The sequence below is a fragment of the Paenibacillus sp. P4_A9 genome, from assembly GCF_056402415.1.
On the sequence record NZ_JBFUHL010000038.1, the window covers coordinates 1 to 18547 of the forward strand.

Genomic DNA, 18547 nt, shown 5'->3' on the forward strand with positions numbered 1-18547 from the left:
GATTGACATTGCATGGACAGGATATCTATTGGATTATCCAGGTGAAGTCAACAAAGGTTCTTATATCGAATTGGATTCATTAGTTGATAAATATGCACCAGAAATTAAGAAAGAAATTCCATCTTGGGTATTGGACCGCGCTCGTGTGAATGGCAAATTATATGCGATTCCAAACTATCAACAAGCGGTWGATAACCGTCCAACGATGCGTGTACCGAAAGAGTTTATTGATAAAGGATACATCGATCCGAAGGTAGCACAAGAAACTTTCTACAAAACGGGTCCTGCATCCAAGGAATCACTCGCTGTCATCGAAAGTTACCTAGAGAAATTGAAGCAGAACAATCTATTACGTAAAGGCTTTAGCCCGAATGTACTTACAGGAATGGTGCATCACAATATCATTACACCATCTTTCAAATTAGTAGGTGATTTGAAGGATCCGAAGAGCTTAAAGGTTATCAATTTGTATGACACACCTGATGAGCARCGTTATATCAAAACAATGACGGATTGGTATGCTAAAGGTTACATCCGTAAAGATATTTTGAGCTTGCAAAATCAACGTCAAGATGAAGGCAAGCCAGACGGAAACATTGCTTGGTTCCATACGATGGTAGGCAGTATCGAAGATGTTTCRAAAGCAGATTCTACAAGATATGGTTTCCCAATTCAGCTAATTCCAATGGAAGAGAAGTATGTTATCTCCAACTTGTCTGATTCCACGAACTTAGCTATTACAAGAACATCTAAAAACCCTGAGCGCGCTATGCAGCTTATTAACTTGTTAGATACGGCTAAGGGGAAAGATCTTTATAACCTTCTCGTATGGGGTATTGAAGGCAAGCACTATAAGAAAACTGCCGACAATAAAATTGAAACAATTGGTTACTCAGGTCAAGGAACAGCAGATGCTAAATATGGCGCATTTGTCTGGGGTCTTGGTAACGTAGCTAATAGCTTCGAAACACAAGCAAATCCAGCTAATTACACGAAAATTTGGCAAGACGCGAATGCCACTGCAACCGTTTCACCATTGCTAGGTTATAAACCAAATCTTGATCCAATTAAAACAGAACTTGCACAAATCGCGGCAGTTGTTAAAGAATATGCTGGTGCAGGTGGATCAGTTATCGAAACAGGAGCAGTTGCTGACTCTGACAAGAAATATGCTGAATTCATTGAGAAAATGAAAAAAGCAGGTTCAGACAAAGTTGTAGCTGAACTTCAAAAACAAGTTGACGAGTTCTTGAAAACTAAGAAATAAGTTGAAGTAAATGGATTGAATGAAAGGAGTCATTGCTTTGTATGAAGCAATGACTCCCTTTCACTTAGAGAAAATTTGGACTACTGGATCTTTTATTTCAAATCAGCATGAGAGCGTTTACATAAATTGAAAAAATGCTGAGATCATCTTCAAATACCCGCTGAGACTAGATGCAGGCTGACTTAAATACAAAATGGAGGTATAGTTTATGCATAAGGGAATAGCCMGGAAATCGAACAAAATGATTGCCTTATTGTTAGCGATTCTTATGATTTGCGCACCCATTCTGTCCATGCCGGATACAACATTAGCGGCAGGTGCGACAAGTTATTATGTTGATGGTACAAATGGTAGTGACGCTAACGTTGGTTCTTTAGTGGCACCTTTTAAGACCATCCAAAAAGCGGCAGATGTAGCAGCTAGCGGTGACATAGTCGAGATTAAGGCTGGTGTTTACCGTGAGACGGTTACTCCTGCAAATAACAATGTGACATTTAAGAACTACAATAGTGATAAAGTTATCATGTCCGGTGGCGACTTGGTGACAGGATGGACAGAAACCGTAGATGCTGGTATTTTTGAGGCTAATGTGCCTTGGAATTTTGATAGCGGTAACGGCAACATTGCATTTTTTACGGATTCGACTGGTAACCCTGTATCCATGAGCCCAGCAAGATTCCCATATATAAAAGACAGTGAACTCTTAGTCAAGTCAAAGTATGGAAAATTTGTAAATGCTTCAAATGCAGATACTGACCCAACGGGTACTGTGAATGCAGATGGACAATTTTTAACGTATGACAACGAGTATCTACGTGGATTTACTGGCATGACAGCGAATGCTTGGACAGGTGCACTCGTGTATGCATCGTCAAACAATGGATTCTCTGCACAGACTGGTGAAGTTGTTAGCAATACGGCCAATCAAATCAACTTTAAGTGGCCGCTATCTGGATACACACCAAAATCATTTAATCCAGGAAGTGGTATGTACCTTTCTAACAGCTATCAAGCGCTTAAGCTTATTGCTGGCGCAGCTACAAAACCATCGAACGCAGCAGTGTGGTATAAAGATGTTGCTGCCGGTAAGTTGTATGCGTACTTAACAGATGCTTCTGCTACAGTTATTAACCCAAGTAGCGGTCAAGTTGAGTTCAAAAACAGAGAGAATGTGTTTAACTTAGATGGGCGTTCAAATATTACCATTCAAGGTATTAACATTCGTTCTGCGGGAGTGAACTTTAAAAACTCTCATGACAACACATTCAAAGGTGCTGTTATCGAAAAAGTAGATTCCTATAACAAACTTTTTACAATGAGTGTGCTTACAGATGGCCTTACAAAATCGTTTGAGTTAGATGGTTATAACAACACGGTACGTGATTGTGAAATCAAAGACATGTATGGTTATGGCATCAAAATGTTGGGGCATGACAACAAGGTAATCAACAACAACATTCACGATGTTGACCTTTTTGGTTATTATCAAGATGGTGTAGGTATCTTTGGCTACAATCAGCTGGTTAGCCACAACGAAATCTATAACGTGGGTCGTGCAGCTATTGGCGGTAAGTTCCAAACCTCCGTCATTCAGTACAACAAAATGCATGATACGATGAAGATTTCCTTCGATGGCGGTATCATCTACCTTGTAAACCATGACTTTGACGGTTCAGAAATTCACCACAATATTCTTTATGATGTGCCTAACTCGGCAAACGTAGAGGGTATCTATCCTGATAACGTGTCTGGAAACTTAAAAATCTATGACAACATTATTTACAACACTAAAGTTGCTATGCTTATCAATTTGCCTAACGAGCGTATGACTATTGTAAACAATACAATTCACAACTCAAAAGACAATAGTTTTGGCAATTGGGGCGACCCTAATGACCAACTTGAATCTTTTGGAACGGTACTCATGGGCAACATCTTGGGTGGCGCATTTGCCAGCCAAACGGCAGGTGGAGCAGTTGAGCAGTATAATACTACGGGTACGAATGCTGTTATTGGTGCAATTTTTGTAGACCCAGCCAATGGCGATTTCAGACTGAAAACACCAGAGCAGTATCGAAGCATAGAAATTCCAGGTGTAACAGATGGACACACGACTGGTTTTGCTGTACAAGGCGCAGTTCAGCCGGGATCAGTTTGGACTGCTGGCTATGATATTGCGAATGCTTCAAACATTAACCCAACGTTCCAGTTGAAGGATTTACCTTATCAACAGTTGCTAAAGAACGGCGGTTTTGTGGACGGATTGGATAATTGGACTACCGTAGGTTCTCCATCTATAATTACACATAACGCATGGGATTTTAGAAACGGTGGACAAAAAGCACAAGGTATGCTTATAAAAGATGGCTACAAAGGTGCAGTCCTAAAAAATAACGAACAGATTTCCCAAACAGTTACTGTAAAGCCAAACACCAAGTACACTGCCTCGCTTTGGGGTAAGGTAATGGGTGAACGTAGATACTATTCAGATGCAATTCCAATCACACCAGCAACCGCTCCTGATTCTTTTTCTTTCCGTAATTCAGAAGGCGCATTTATTGCAGGTTCATCTGTTACACTTAAATTCCCAGGTGTTGAGTTTGCAACTGGTGTAGACAAAGTAATGTTTGGTACTGCTTCTGAAAACTCTACTGGTAAGATAGAGATGTATAAGGGTGACCCAGCGGCAGGCGGCGTGTTGATGGCTTCGCAGACACTGGGTAGTAATGTGGGTTGGGGTTATAGGGCCATAAATACTCTGGCAAACGTACCTGCAGGCGGTGCATCAGTGGATATTTACTTGAAGTTTACAAACACAAACCCAGCGGCTTTGGCACGTACTTGTATGTTTATGGATTTCATCGTATTTAAACAAACGCCAGTAGCAGCCTCAGACTATCTTGAATTGGGCATTACTGGGCTTGCAACGAATCCTCCTGTAAAGCAAGCAACGGCTTCAACCTTTGGTGGCGCTGGTGCGACAGCCCGCCCTACACATAGTATTACTTTTACAACTGGACCGAATGATACCAGTTTGACTTACTATGTGAAAAAAAGTGGTACCAACACTTTAAGAGGCTACATTGACGAGTTGGGATTATCAGAGGATTCAGCTTACACCCCTGTCTATCCAGCGGGCAGCACATACTTTAATGGCTTTGAAGATTCATGGCATCCTGCTAACTGGACTTGGGGCTTGGGTACACCTCTTCTCGATTCAACGATTAAGTCAGAGGGTAACTATAGCTATAAACTAGATGGCTCTGTAGACAAAAATGCAGTCTATAGAGTATTAAGCTCATCCTATGCAAAGGTTGCAACAGTAGATTTCTATGACGACATGGCGGCAGGCAATAAGAGCCTTATCGCACATGTTGACAACAGTGGTGCAACAAACTTTGATAAGATTGCTTATATGTATGGCGCAGGTATCCACACTGCGAATTCTGCAACGAATTACTCGATTACACTTGGCACAGGTGTGTGGCAAACGTCAACCGTTCCTCGTACGCCAGGTTGGCATAAGCTTACATTTGATTATTCATCTGGTACTGGTGTGGATATGTATATTGATCAAGTTTGGGTAGGGTATTCCAACAAAGCTTTTTCTTTTAACACCATTGCGTTGGGAGACTTTTTCACAGGGGAAAACAGTACAGGTAACTTTGATAATGTGAATGTTGTGGATACAACCACTCTCAAAGGACCGTTGGACTTCACTGTACCTAAGAACTTGACAGTGGGAACAGCTACCACGACAGATACCAGTGCCGTAGTGAGCTTTGTACCTAAAATCAGAGGCGGAAATAATCCGCAAGTATCCATGACTGTGACAAATGCTCTTGGTACAAATCAGCCCTTTACAACTGGTGGTTCGCTTCCTGTTGGTTTGTCCACAATGACCGTTACGGTAACGGATGGTGCTACAGTCATCACGAAGACATTTTTTGTGAATGTTATCCAGACATACTACTTTGACAACTTCGAGAATGATCCAGTAGATATCTCTGGCGGAAAGGCTAACACAACTAACAGTGCAAATCCTACTTTGATGGGACCTTGGAAGGCGAATACTTCCGGAACTGCTGGAATTGTAGCAGCAACACCTGCTACGACTTCCGAATTTAGTTATGATGGCTTTAGTAGTTATCGCTCTGCTGGTGCTTCCACAAGTACCAATGGCGGCAACTTAAATGCTATTAATCAAACCAAAGCTGGTTGGGATTTCCGCAACAAGGTTGTTACCGCTTGGTTTTATGAGAGCGATCCTACAGCCGCTGGTATTAATCAGGTGTTTCAGATAAAAAGTAGTACTGCTCCTACGAACTCTTGGTTCCTTGGGCAGTATTTAAATGGAGCGCAAGGCTCAACATCAAATTATAGTATGCGTACACCGAATACGAAGATTGGTACTACGTTTAACCAGTTTATTCCGACTACTTCTGTAAGAAAAGCAGGATGGCATCAATACAAGTTCGACTTTACCACATCAGGTAAAGTAACACTTTATATCGATGGTAAGTCGGAACTCACAGAAACACTCACTACAGAAGTTCCCAATTACATTGCCATAGGTGATTTTTGGGAAAATGCAGTGACAAAAGTTGTAACCTCCTACTGGGATAATGTAGCGGTAACCACCTCTTTAGACACCATGGGTCCTACGATCACACCATCAACCAACACGACCACATACTATGCGGATACAAATGGTGTAGCTGTTGACAGTGGTATTACCTTTAAAGATTTGGATTCCGCCACTATACTCAATACTGCAAAAGTAATGGTAAGTATCGTGGATGGCTTCAAGAGTGCAGAAGATGTATTGCAGCTTACCAATGCTCCTAGCACGATGGGAGATATTGCAGGCAGCTACGATGCAACCGCAGGTATTCTTACACTTTCTTCTGCAAGTGGTGCAACTGCTGCTCAATGGCAGGCTGCTTTGCAAACTGTGCAGTACAGTAACAACTCAGCAACTCCAACCGTTGCACCTCGCGGCTTGAGCTTTGTAGGCTTTGATGGTATCAATCTGGGGAACTCGGTTACCAAAACCGTTGTGGTTTCATTGAATAAGCTGCCAGTAGTTGCTAACACAACGCTTACAACTACTGTAAACTCAGCCGTTTATCTTGCGGCTACAAATTTTGGCTTTAGTGATCCAGATAGTGACGCCTTGGTTAATGTCAAGATTCTGACGTTGCCAGCCCACGGTACACTGAAGTTAAGCGGTGCAAATGTAGCGGTAGATCAAGTGATTCTTGCAAATGATCTTGCCAACTTGTCCTTTACGCCTGCTACTGATTATGTAGGAGCAGATGTATTTACATGGAATGGTTTCGATGGAAACCGCTATTCGACATCAGGTGCAGAGATTCAAGTCAATGTTATAGATGCGACTGTGCCGACCATTACGGTTTCAGGTTCTAATTTTACAACAGTTTACTTGGGTTCGACATACACAGACGCTGGGGCGACAGCTACTGACAATGTGGATGGCGATGTAACGAGCTCGATTGTAACAACCGGAACAGTTGATACATCCAAAGAGGGTACTTATTCAATTACGTACAGTGTCCAAGATCATGCTGGAAACACAGCAATCGCTACGAGAACGGTTCAAGTAATAAACGTCTATAAGTTTAGTGGAATTTTAAATCCGATAAATTCGGATGGTTCAAGTGTTTTCAAAAAAGGAAGCACAGTCCCAGTGAAATTCCAACTAACGGACGCTTTAAATCAATATGTTTCCGATTTAAGTGCAACAATAAAAGTCACTTACTTGTCAGCTAATGTAGATGGAACAGATATTGAAGATGTGATTTCGACTGACGCTTCGACAGGAACGCTWTTCCGTTATGATAGTACAGCTAAKCAATATATCTTTAATTTGAGCACCAAAAATCTGGCAGCWGGGAAATATCAAGTTGAAGTTGTATTACCTTCAACSYATACMCTTGTTTCAACAACGCCTCTTAMAATTACWTTCAGTTTGAGATCTAAATAGGATGTTGTAACGAAAGGGCACTCTCTCAGGGAGTGCCCTTCGTTTGTTCATGAGATGTTTATTTTGTGCAAAAAAACAACAATTCAGTGCAAATTAGCGAAACTTTACCGAGGCTATGTAAATTAAAATTACAGTATGCACTCTATCTTTAATATGTCTTGATAGGAAGAAGGGATGATGAAATTGCTCCAGCAATTAACCTTTCGTCAACTAAAGAATGCTTTAGAGGAAACGCAACAGTTACCGTGTACACTTTATTCAGAAGCAACCGATGCTGAGAATTGGAATCGCATCCGGGAAGATGTAAACTATTCCGAATTCTGGCGTTCATTAGAGAAGCAAGCAGCAGATCTCATTCAAAGTCCCGCTCGAGCTCCACTTTTTACGGAGTTCACTTTATTTGGTGATACGGGAGATAGAGCGACCTATCAGAAAGCGTTCGAACAGCTCTACTCAGGTATCTATACTTTCAGCATGCTTGCGATGACAGAAGATAAGCCGGAATGGAAGTCCGGACTTGAAAATGCGATTTGGAACGTATGTAACGAATATACCTGGGTGTTACCTGCACATTTTGGCCTTTATGTGAACGAGTATCCGAACGGCATTTGGGATCAACTTGTACCGCCGCGTGAAACGGTAGATCTGCTAGCAGGGATGACTGCATTCACATTAGCGGAAACGGTTCATTTGCTTAAAGATCGCTTGCATCCTTGGGTTGTACATCGTGTGAAAGAGGAAATTGAAAAGCGAATATTCAACGTCTATTTCAATGACCCCACACCTCAAAACTGGGAATTGAAAACAAACAATTGGCCGGCAGTTTGCTCCTCAAGTATTGGGGCAACGGCCATTTACATGATTGAAGATAGTGAGAAGCTAGCAGGCATGCTTTGGCGTGTGATCGGGGTGCTGCGTAATTATTTCTCAGGATTTGATGAGCAGGGTGCGACTCCAGAAGGGCCCGCGTATTGGCAATACGGGTTTTCACATTTTGTTTATTTTGCAGAATTGTTAAAAGAACGGACCCATGGACGAATTTCTCTCCTTGCCGATGAGAAGGTCGCAGCGATTTCGCGGTTCCCGCAATTTTGTATGCTGACGGGAGGGAAAGTCGTCAACTTCTCCGATTCAGCCGAGGAAGTCACCTTGAACCCAGGACTGATACAGCGGTTACAGCACTATGTACCAGAACTTCAGCTTCCAACGATTGAGTATCGATTGAAACCAGTTCCAGGTAATTGGCTAGATGTAACGAGAGGGATGCTGTGGTCGCTGGATTCGGAAACTGTACACGCTACAGAAGATGGCGAGAGGCTTCAAGAACAGATTTTCACGGGTAATCAATGGGTCATCTCGAAAGTAAGGAGTTCACAAGGTGGAATTACTGCTTTCGCAGCCAAAGGTGGATTTAATGAAGAGCCGCACAATCATAATGATCTCGGGCACTTTATTTTGCATGTTAATGGACAAAATGTTCTCGCGGATTTAGGCCTGGGGCGTTATACCAAACAATATTTTCAACCTAAATTTAGGTATGAGATGATCAACGCGGGTTCTCATGGCCATTCTGTTCCGATTATAGATGGCTGTCGACAAGGATTTGGGAAATCATACAGGTCCGAGATCCTGCACCAACAAATCTCAGAAGATAGCCTCCAAGTCAGTCTTGATTTGACGAAAGCTTACGACTGCGATTCATTAGTAAGTCTCACTCGCGAGTTTGTGTGGAAGCGTTCAAGCCATGAGTTGCCCCAATTGGTCATTATGGATAGGGTCGCTTTGAATAAAGCGCCGGCAACATTTCAGGAGGTTTTCATTAGTTCCGTACTGCCTCGTGAAATAGGTTCTGGACAATTACAAATGAATTCGGTGATATTTATCTACGATCCGCACCTATGGAAACTTGAAATCGAGCACCTATTGGTAGACTCTCACTATAAATCTGGCATGCCATTCTACCGGATTGTGTTGCATCACACGCAAGTAAAACAAGAAATGACTGCTGAGTTTCGGTTTGAAATCAGTGAGGGTTAATTAAGGCGGTTCAGGTTAGCCCGTGACTATTGTCATGGGCTTCCTCTCGCATATAAATAGGATTTTAAATAGGAGGGGAGGGAATCAGGAAATCAGTGAAGTAAGGCAATCAATGAATGAAGGCAATGCAGCTCTGTGTTAGCGGGATTATATTGTGTTTGTACCATGAAACAAACCAATGATCAACGAGGAGCGTGTGCGAATGATTAGGAACAACAGTGGATGGAAGAGTCGTTTGTCGAAATTCATATTGAGCGCTTTACTAATCGCACCTTTAGCTGTAGCTGTCCCTAACACAGAAGTAAAAGCCGCAGGAACCACTTTTTATGTAGCCACTAATGGAAGCGATTCCAATAATGGAACATCGGTTAGTACACCCTTCCTAACCATTCAGAAAGCTGCGCTCACGGCGCAAGCTGGTGATACGGTTACCATAAGAGGCGGGACATATCGCGAAACTGTTACCCCATCCAATTCAGGCACCGCGGGGAACAAGATTACATATCAGAATTACACAGGTGAAACAGTTATTGTTAGTGGTAGTGATGTCGTTTCGGGGTGGACGCTGGACAGCGGTAATGTCTATAAAGCGCCAATGAATTGGACTTTAGGGGCAGGCAACCAAGTGTTTGTGAATGGTGCGATGATGGATGAAGCGCGTTGGCCAAATCAAACGGGTACATTGATACAGCCGACCCGAGCCACTATGCAGTCTGGGTCAGATTTGACGCATATTGTCGATACGAATCTTCCAGGAGCGACTGGATTTTGGAATGGGGCTACACTTTGGACCACAAGTGGAAGCAGTTGGATTGCAATGACTTCCACCATTACTGCCTACGATGCTACAACGAAGAAACTGACTTTCGGTGCTTTAAAGGTTACAGGAGCCTCGTATGTTCCAGCATCAGGCAATAAATATTATTTATCAGGGATCAAAGGCGCCTTAGATGTAGAGAAGGAGTGGTGGTATGATTCTGCCAATTCCATGCTGTACTTATGGGCACCGGGCGGCGGAAGCCCATCAAGCGTGACAGTTGAAGCCAAAAAGAGAAATACGGCCTTCGATCTATCCGGCAAAGGTTATGTGGATCTCAAAGGCATTCAAACGGTAGCGTCGACGATTCAAATGAATAGTTCGACCAATAACTGTTTGCTGCAAGGCCTCGTTAGCAAATATATTTCTCATAATAAGCTCAATACCATTGCGAATGAGCAAACGAATCTTGGCATTATTTTAGACGGAACCAATAATGTGATCAAAGACAGTGAGCTTGCCTATAGCTCAGGTAGTCTAGTTACGGTAAAGGGTACCTCAAACAACGTGATTAACAGCTATATTCATGAAGGCGGTTATGTACCGGATTGGGAAGGACTAGTGAACCTGAAAGGGTTAAATAGCCTGATTAGTCATAATACCGTTAGCGATTCAGGCAGGGTTACCATCTACTTCTACGCGGGGATGAGTGCCAATGACATTCAATATAACAATGTCTATAACGCAGGGTGGCTAACCAATGACCTTGGCATGCTCTATGGACCGAATACAGATGGTGGAAACACAGAAATTCATCACAATTGGGTGCACGATGCCAAATCTGCCAGTCTAGGTATGGGCATTTATTTGGATAACTACACCAACAATTTTATTATTCATCATAACGTGACTTGGAATAACGCTGGGTTGCAGTTGAATATCCCATCGGAATATAACCTCGTCTACAACAATACTTCATGGACGAATGCGGGTACGGTTCAAGCTTGGGGGAATATTTTTACAACGGATATGTACGGCGATCGTATCTTTAACAACATTGTGAAGGGCTATGATGCGGAAGTAACGGCCTATACAACCATTGGAAGTAATCTAACGACTACTCCTGGATTTGTAAATGAAGCAGCGCGTGACTATCAGTTGCTTTCGACATCAGCCGCCAGAGATACAGGAATCATCATACCTGGTATTACAGATGGCTATGTAGGCAGTGCGCCAGATATTGGTGCCTATGAGTATGGCGGCACGAATTGGACGGCTGGTCATAATTTCACGACTCCGCCTAGTCCGACATATGCGAGCCCAAGTACACCTACAATGAATAGGGTGATCAACGCAGGATTTGAGTTAGGGAATTTATCKGGTTGGTCCACTACGGATGCCGGCAATGCTGTTGCTTACAATGAGAACCACTGGGGGCTGGCTGCCAATGCCGGACATTCTCGTTCTCAACTCTATGGTGTCAAGCTCAGCGGCGGTGTTGACGGTGTTGCTCAAACGATTACAGGTCTGCAACCGAATACGAGCTATGTTGCTGGCGGCTGGCTAAGAACACCAGCTGGTGAAACTGCCGCGTTAGGCGTTAAAAACTACGGCGGATCCGATGTATCGACGCCATCCAGTAGCGCTACATGGACATTTGTAAAGGTCAATTTTACTACAGGGGCAGCGAATACGAGTGCCACGATTTACTTCAAGAAAACGTCTGGCACGGGAGAAGCTTACGCGGATGATGCAGGATTAGTACTAGATCCAACCACTTACCAATCCATGTATTCGTTTGATGGTTTCGAGAGCGGACTAGGGAATTGGGTTGTCGTTCCAGGTAAAGGGACGCCTTCGACGAGTACTGCAGTTAAACATTCTGGAAGTAACAGCTATATCGTCAATGAAGATATGGATGCCATACAACAAACATTTAACACTAGCTACAATAAAGTGGTAACCATGTGGTTTTATGACAATGCCAGTGCAACGAATATGCAGGTGGCTGGTTTTGTAGACGATGGCGTCACGGTTCGTGGCATTGAAGTCAATACGCCGACTTCCTCAACGAAGTATTCGATTCGCTTAGGGGGGACGCATTCTGCTACCACGGTAACACGGACGACAGGCTGGCATGAATTCAAGTGGGATTATACGTCAGGTACGAAAGTTGATATGTACATTGACGGTACACTAGTTTCATCACCGACAGGTTTGACTAGCTTTAAAAAGATACAAATTGGGGATCTATGGTCGGGTAATACGAATACATCTTATTTTGATGATATAAGTATTCAGTAAAAGATGAGGACCAGACTTGGAGCGAGTATGCTCTAAGTCCGGTTTTTTTCTATATATATGATTTGTGCAAAATATCAACAATATTGTGAGAACCAGCTAAACTTTACAGTCGTTGCGTGAAGTACAATAAAGGTATTATTAGGTTCATGGACATCCATGTCAGGGGGCATTTCAATGAAAGAACATCAAATCGAAGAGCGGCCAAATGCGGGCAAACTTGCCAATTGGCTGCTTTCTTGGGTACAACCAAGTGGAGAGATTCATGGGTTTCATAATCACTCAGTTTGGGGCTCGAATCCGTACCGTTGGTCGGATTTCACGAGCGGTCACAGCACATGGGGCAGCCCATTAATGCCAACGCTAGCGCTGCTGTTGAAGGAAAGACGGGATACTAATCTTGAAAGTCAACTACTTCAAATGATTCGCTTTCAAACGACTTCTTTTCAAGAAGATGGTCAATATGACCATATCGGTTTTCAGATTGGAGATAGTGCTAAATTTGGGCTTATTCATAACGGGATTACGAATGTTTCACTTGGTCTAACTTTGCAATATGGGGAAGACTTTTTATCTCTAGAGGTGAAAGGCCAAATTCTTGCTGCCATGGAGCGGAACTTTGAAGCGATCGATCGCATATATTCGTTTGGCATTATGAATGCCAAAGGTAGAGCAATTAGTAACCAAGAATATTCGCGAATTTGGGGTAAGCTGCTTCATCATCGTGCTATCGACTCGGATGTGGAGCGAAAAGAGGAGCTGCGACAACAACTGGACTTCATGATTGAACAGTTCCACTTCCGTGGACTGCCGGATATGGATTGCGAAGCCTCATACCGATATGGTAGTGATAAGACGAGTACCGAGCCAGGCGAATATTATGGTTTACTGATTGGACCGCTTGTGCTGGCTTATAAATTGTTCGGGGATGAGGGATATTTGGAGCATGCAGGAGCGCTTTGCCGCCACGTTGCAAGGAGCTCATGGTATGACAGCCGTAACCAAGTAAGGATGCACCGTGTCTGGTACCACTCAGGCAGTCAATGGGTGAAGCTTGACAAACCGATGTTAATTGCGGGCATGGGGATGACGCTATATGCGATGGAGGAATACTTAAAGCATGTTCCTGATGCTGAACTTAGCGTGTTTTTGGAAGGATGCGACCAGACGTATGCCGCTTATCAGAATCCGAGAGGCTACTTTGCTTCCGCAACCGACTGGAACAATGAGGCAGATGTAGCCCCTTCGACCGCATGGCATTCGCATGATCTTCTCTATCTTGTTACTCGTAATGGAACGGATGATAAATTTTGGGAAGAGTTACAAGATAAAGAGGCAGGGAAAAGGATCTCCGTCCTGCTCGGGAATGGTTGCATGTGGGTAGAAAGGGATCAGCATTGGACGATTACGGATTACTTCGCACGCGATCAGTACCAGCTTATTGGCCGCAAAGACGAAAAGCTGTTTGGAAGAGATATGAGTTGGGTAGGCGGGGATCGTACATTACCGGAACATTTCATATTTGGAACGAAGCCTATCTTCATGAAGACGAACGATGGCATCTACTTGATGTCAGGTGAGTGGGAGGAATCCGAGCTGCAGATATCCAGTGTAGCAGATGCTCCTTACCTAGGCAGTTGGCGATAAGGAACCCAACAATATTTTTGCTAGTGACTATTAAGATAAGTTAGATGTCAGACAAACTTTTGGAGGTGCATCATGTTTTCAGCAGATGAAATGGCTTATTTAGAAAGTTTAAAAGGACCAAACCCAATTCAACCTCACATTGATAGGTTTCAACAAGAAAGTAAGCACGATAATTTTGAAGTTACGGGGTTATCTCGTGACATTTATCTGGATTTCGCGGAAGCTCGGATTCGTCAATTTTTTCCTTATCAAAGTGAAAATGGAGCGATCTTGGATCCTAGCGATGGGAAAGAGCATGAGTATGCGACCGCTTCTTTTGCCAAAACTGGAGCGGTTCTGCTCGCGAATGGACGCTGCGAAGATTTGCAAGATCTGATTTTGCTCGCGATGGATTGGGCGTGCACTTGTTTAGGCGAGAATAGAGTCCCGGATGACCACGCTGATTTCACGACCTACATGCTGGTTCGGGCTTATCAACTACTGACGCCGATGGTGGAGTCGAAGAGAAGCGATGCTTGGGAAGTGAATTTGTCCAAGGTTGAGCCAGAGTCCTTCTATTGTCAAACTGTGCGTAACTTCCCTGATATTCGGACCATCCGTAACTGGGCTACCTATGCCATGCATGGTGAAATGATGAGATATAGAGAAGGGTTCACGGACTCTAGAGCTTTCATCGATAAGTATTTGACACCGCAAATGACACGATTCACGCGCGAAGGGCTCTATCGCGACCCGAATCTTCCTACGGCTTATGATTTGGCAGCGCGTCAACAGCTTAGCGGATTAATCGATGCGGGATATAACGGGGAATGGAAGGAATTCCTGGAATTACAGCTGCGCAAAGGCGCCCAAACGATGCTGTTTATGCAATCTACGACTGGTGGGACGAGCTCAGGAGGGAGGAGTAACCAAATCATTTGGAATGATTTGACCTTTGCTTATCTCTGTGAACGTGAAGCCGCGCGCTATGCGAAGGAAGGAGATCAAGCATGGGCTGGCATCTTCAAGCGCGCTGCACGCAAAGCGCTGCAATCGATTATGCGCTGGATCGAAGATCCCGTAGAATTTCGATTATTGAAGAATCGGTTCGATAGCGAGCTTCGAAATGGTTGGGAATTTTACGCTTATTATTCCACGTACAGTTTATATGCGGCTCAAATAGCAGCTTCGTGCTTTGAAAGCGCAGATGAGCGTATTCCCGAAAAGGCTGCGCCTTCGGATACGGGCGGATATGTGGTACCTATCGAGTCCTTTTATCGGATCTATGCAACAACAGGACCGCAGCAAGGCGGTTATCATGTAGTGATGGATACCGCAGCGCAGATGGGACATGATGCAACCGGTTGGGTTCGACTGCATAAAGCGGATTGTCCCGAGGAAACAGCTCTTTCGATGGGGATTCCAGGGCTGAACGGCAATGTTCATTTGAATTATTTTGTGGCGAAACAAATCATTCCACGTCCCCATACACCAGCAGCGATCGGTCTGTCCTGGAGGGATGGGGGGGGTGTCTGGCACAGGTTAGCTGGCTTTGGCCGAAGAAAGCACGAAGCGTTTGCAGCGTTGAATGAGGAAGGTGTACCCGTCAAGCCTGAGAAGCTGCATTGGCAAGCATACCTTGACGAAGTGGCTATTGGTGAAGAGGCACTTTCCTTCCAAGTGCGTTATCGCTCAACGGGGCTGCAGCTCTTAAACGATATGGATTTACGTACACCAGATGACGATCTTCATCCAGCCTATAAACGTGGCCTAGCCGATATGCTGCCAAGGCCAGGTACAGAGGGTGTTACCGGTATTACAGAAGCATATCGAATTGCTTGCGAAGGTGTCACAACCGAATGGTCCGTGGAAGCGGCAGAAGACATGCCATTATCCGCAATTGGTGTCACGGTTCCAGTACTCGTATCCAATGGAACAGATGAGAGTGTTATTCGGATGGAAGGGAATAAGCTTGTTGTCTCCTATGGTCATGCTAGTTATGTGATTCAGCCTGAAGGTGATAATAACGAGCTAAAACTGGAGCTTCTTCCTGGATTGATGCCGAATCGCAATGGCAATTATCGTCTCGCTCAATGGATAAGTAAGGATGCGAAGCGAACGATTGCTCTTCATTTCGCATTAGAGACAGGCGAGACCCGCTAAGGTAAAACCGAGCGATTGCAAAGTAAAAAGACAACACCAACAGGAGGTTGTTGGTGTTGTCTTTTGTATATTAGCCATTGTTCAATACTTTCCCATAAAAATAACATACAAAATTCGACAGAATTACCTTATAATAAAGAAATTAAATGCCTTGAGGGAGATCATAAGCATGTTTGCATCTTTAGAAAAATTCCCGCTAAAAACAATATTGATTTTTTTGATCGCCGTTTTAAGTATGAATATTACTTATTTCCAACATTCGAAGGTTCTTTTAAATAATCATCAACAAGAGAAAATAAACCTTGTGGCTGCTACGATTTCATCTGAGCTTAATAAGCTGAGTGAAGTAGAGGCAACATATGATGAAATGCTGGCTCATAGGCTAAGGACGGCATCCATTGCTATCCAAAAGTCTTTACAACCTGACTTTCATCAGGTTTCAAACGATCAGTTAGTCGAATTGGCCAAGCAACTGAATCTAGATGGTATTACGTTATTTGAGAGACGAGATGATGACTTTATTGGGGTTAGATCCTCGGATCCCAAAGAAATCAATGTAAGCTCGAAAACGTGGGGCATTGTGTATGCAGCCCAATTGCAGTTAACTGATTTGAAAAGTGTAGATGTAGGCGCGGGCGTATCCCTCGACCACTATTGGAGCGGCYCCATTGATACGGCATCAACCGATGTCGCGAACATACGGAAATGGGGGCAATATTATGATGCTACAACCAATTACATCATTAATCCTTATATGAACGTAACAAGTAGTCTTGAGCATTATCAAGAAAAAGTAGGCGTGGATATTAGCATCCAGGAGATGCTTGCAAATAACAAAGGAAATTTGATGGAAATAGGGGTCTTAAATCCGGAGAAGATATTCGATAAGGAACCTGCTCGCCTTAATAGAGACAACTATTATTCAGAGCGACTCGTTTTAAACGGTTCTTATGTGTATAGAGATAACGAAGAAGAAATTAAAATTAAGGAAGCGTTAGAAAAAAATAAAACGGTTTTTTACAATGTCGAGATAGATGGAAAAAACATTTTAAAAAGCTTTACACCTATTGAAACTTCCAATCTGAAGTACAAGCGGGATGATTTKCCGAAAGTGGTCATGGTTGCAACTGATTACAGCCAAATTGAAAACATATTAAAACAGCAGTTTCGTGAAGTGTTCATTTTCATGAGTATTGTCACGTTGTTGGCCGGAGTTGTTATCATCATTCTTTATTCCATCACGCGGAAGAAGAATGAAGGAGCTGTTAAGACCGTTCAAGATGTCTACTTAGAGAACATTAATTCCATTGTTCAGTCGATCAAAGAACAGCGTCATGATATCATCAACCATATTACGACCATCTCGTGGATGATGAAATTGCAGAAATATGAAAGCTTGCAAGAATATATCGAACCCTTAATCCAGGATGCTAAATTGATTGACAACAAAATTAAAGCAGTTGAAATTAATATTCCAGCATTAAGCGGAATTATTCAAGCGAAGCTTGCCCAATCCGAAATGCATAACATTGACATGCAGGTTGATTTTAAAAATATGGAGAACTTGCGACTGACGACGATTAAGACGACGGATTTAGTTCGCATATTGAGCAATTTAATTGATAATGCTTTTGACGCGACCAATGAACTTCCAATTTATGAGAGAAACGTGATCGTAGTTGGGAAAGTTCAAGCGAATCAACTCATTATCAAAGTATATAATTCTTGTCTTTCTATCGATCCTGAGCGTAGTACAAGAATATTTGAATCTGGGTTTTCCACAAAAGCAGGAAAGCACAATAAAGGCTTAGGACTGCATATCATCAAACAGGTAATTGAACGATATAAAGGCACGATTGATTTTTCATCGCAAAAAGATGGGGTTACGTTCTCGGTTGTCATTCCACTAAAACATGAAAATTAAAATTTGAATGTATAAGATTTCCTTACACTCCACATCCTAAGTGTACACCACGAGAAGGAGTGATTTACGAATGGCTAACAACAACACATTGCTAGTTCCACAAGCTAAGGCCGCTTTAAATCAATTGAAGTTTGAAGTTGCTCAAGAGTTAGGAATTGCACTGCAACCGAATGGTTACAATGGCAATCTCCTAACACGCGACGCGGGTTCAATCGGTGGTACGATCACTAAGAGATTGGTACAAATCGCTGAACAACAGCTGCAAGGCTTCAAGCGCTAAACCTTTGGATTTAGGCGCAAGGACCAAAAGACTACAATCACTCTTCCTACTCGGGTGAATGCAGTCTTTTTTTTGTTCTAATTTCACATACATCTTTAACATTTAGGAACGTAGATACCTAACAATTATAGACTAAAGTGAATATATGGATAAGAAGTCAAAACGGTTTCAATAGGCCGAATAGG

General features: G+C 43.1%; 8 protein-coding genes. All 8 read left to right on the plus strand.

The annotated features are described in order from the left end of the window. Positions 1–1267: ABC transporter substrate-binding protein (locus AC1DVJ_RS21135; protein WP_477593151.1), on the plus strand; the 1267-nt coding region annotated here is incomplete at its 5' end. Between the two features lie 208 nt (positions 1268–1475). After that, a complete protein-coding gene (locus tag AC1DVJ_RS21140) occupies positions 1476–7274 on the plus strand; it encodes an immunoglobulin-like domain-containing protein (protein WP_477593152.1) in 5799 nt (1932 codons plus the stop codon). A gap of 177 nt (positions 7275–7451) precedes the next feature. Next, entirely contained in the window at positions 7452–9311 is a 1860-nt protein-coding gene (locus AC1DVJ_RS21145) for a heparinase II/III family protein (RefSeq protein ID WP_477593153.1), read from the plus strand. Positions 9312–9513: 202 nt separating this feature from the next. Next, positions 9514–12372: a right-handed parallel beta-helix repeat-containing protein gene (locus AC1DVJ_RS21150; protein ID WP_477593154.1), complete on the plus strand. Its 2859-nt coding sequence runs from the start codon at positions 9514–9516 to the stop codon at positions 12370–12372. Between the two features lie 174 nt (positions 12373–12546). Further along, positions 12547–14016, plus strand: coding sequence for a hypothetical protein (locus AC1DVJ_RS21155; RefSeq protein WP_477593155.1), 1470 nt, complete (start codon positions 12547–12549; stop codon positions 14014–14016). 72 nt (positions 14017–14088) lie between these two features. Then, on the plus strand, positions 14089–16158 hold the full coding sequence (locus AC1DVJ_RS21160) for a hypothetical protein (RefSeq protein WP_477593156.1): 2070 nt from the start codon (positions 14089–14091) through the stop codon (positions 16156–16158). 169 nt (positions 16159–16327) lie between these two features. Further along, a complete protein-coding gene (locus AC1DVJ_RS21165; protein ID WP_477593157.1) occupies positions 16328–18082 on the plus strand; it encodes a sensor histidine kinase in 1755 nt (584 codons plus the stop codon). A gap of 70 nt (positions 18083–18152) precedes the next feature. Then, a complete protein-coding gene (locus AC1DVJ_RS21170) occupies positions 18153–18362 on the plus strand; it encodes a small, acid-soluble spore protein, alpha/beta type (protein ID WP_477593158.1) in 210 nt (69 codons plus the stop codon). Positions 18363–18547: the final 185 nt, after the last annotated feature.

What these genes read in the sequence shown, in the direction of transcription:
- AC1DVJ_RS21155 (WP_477593155.1), top strand. Translation starts at nt 12,547, where the DNA reads ATGAAAGAACATCAAATCGAAGAGCGGCCAAATGCGGGCAAACTTGCC.
- AC1DVJ_RS21145 (WP_477593153.1), top strand. Translation starts at nt 7,452, where the DNA reads ATGAAATTGCTCCAGCAATTAACCTTTCGTCAACTAAAGAATGCTTTA.
- AC1DVJ_RS21170 (WP_477593158.1), top strand. Translation starts at nt 18,153, where the DNA reads ATGGCTAACAACAACACATTGCTAGTTCCACAAGCTAAGGCCGCTTTA.
- AC1DVJ_RS21160 (WP_477593156.1), top strand. Translation starts at nt 14,089, where the DNA reads ATGTTTTCAGCAGATGAAATGGCTTATTTAGAAAGTTTAAAAGGACCA.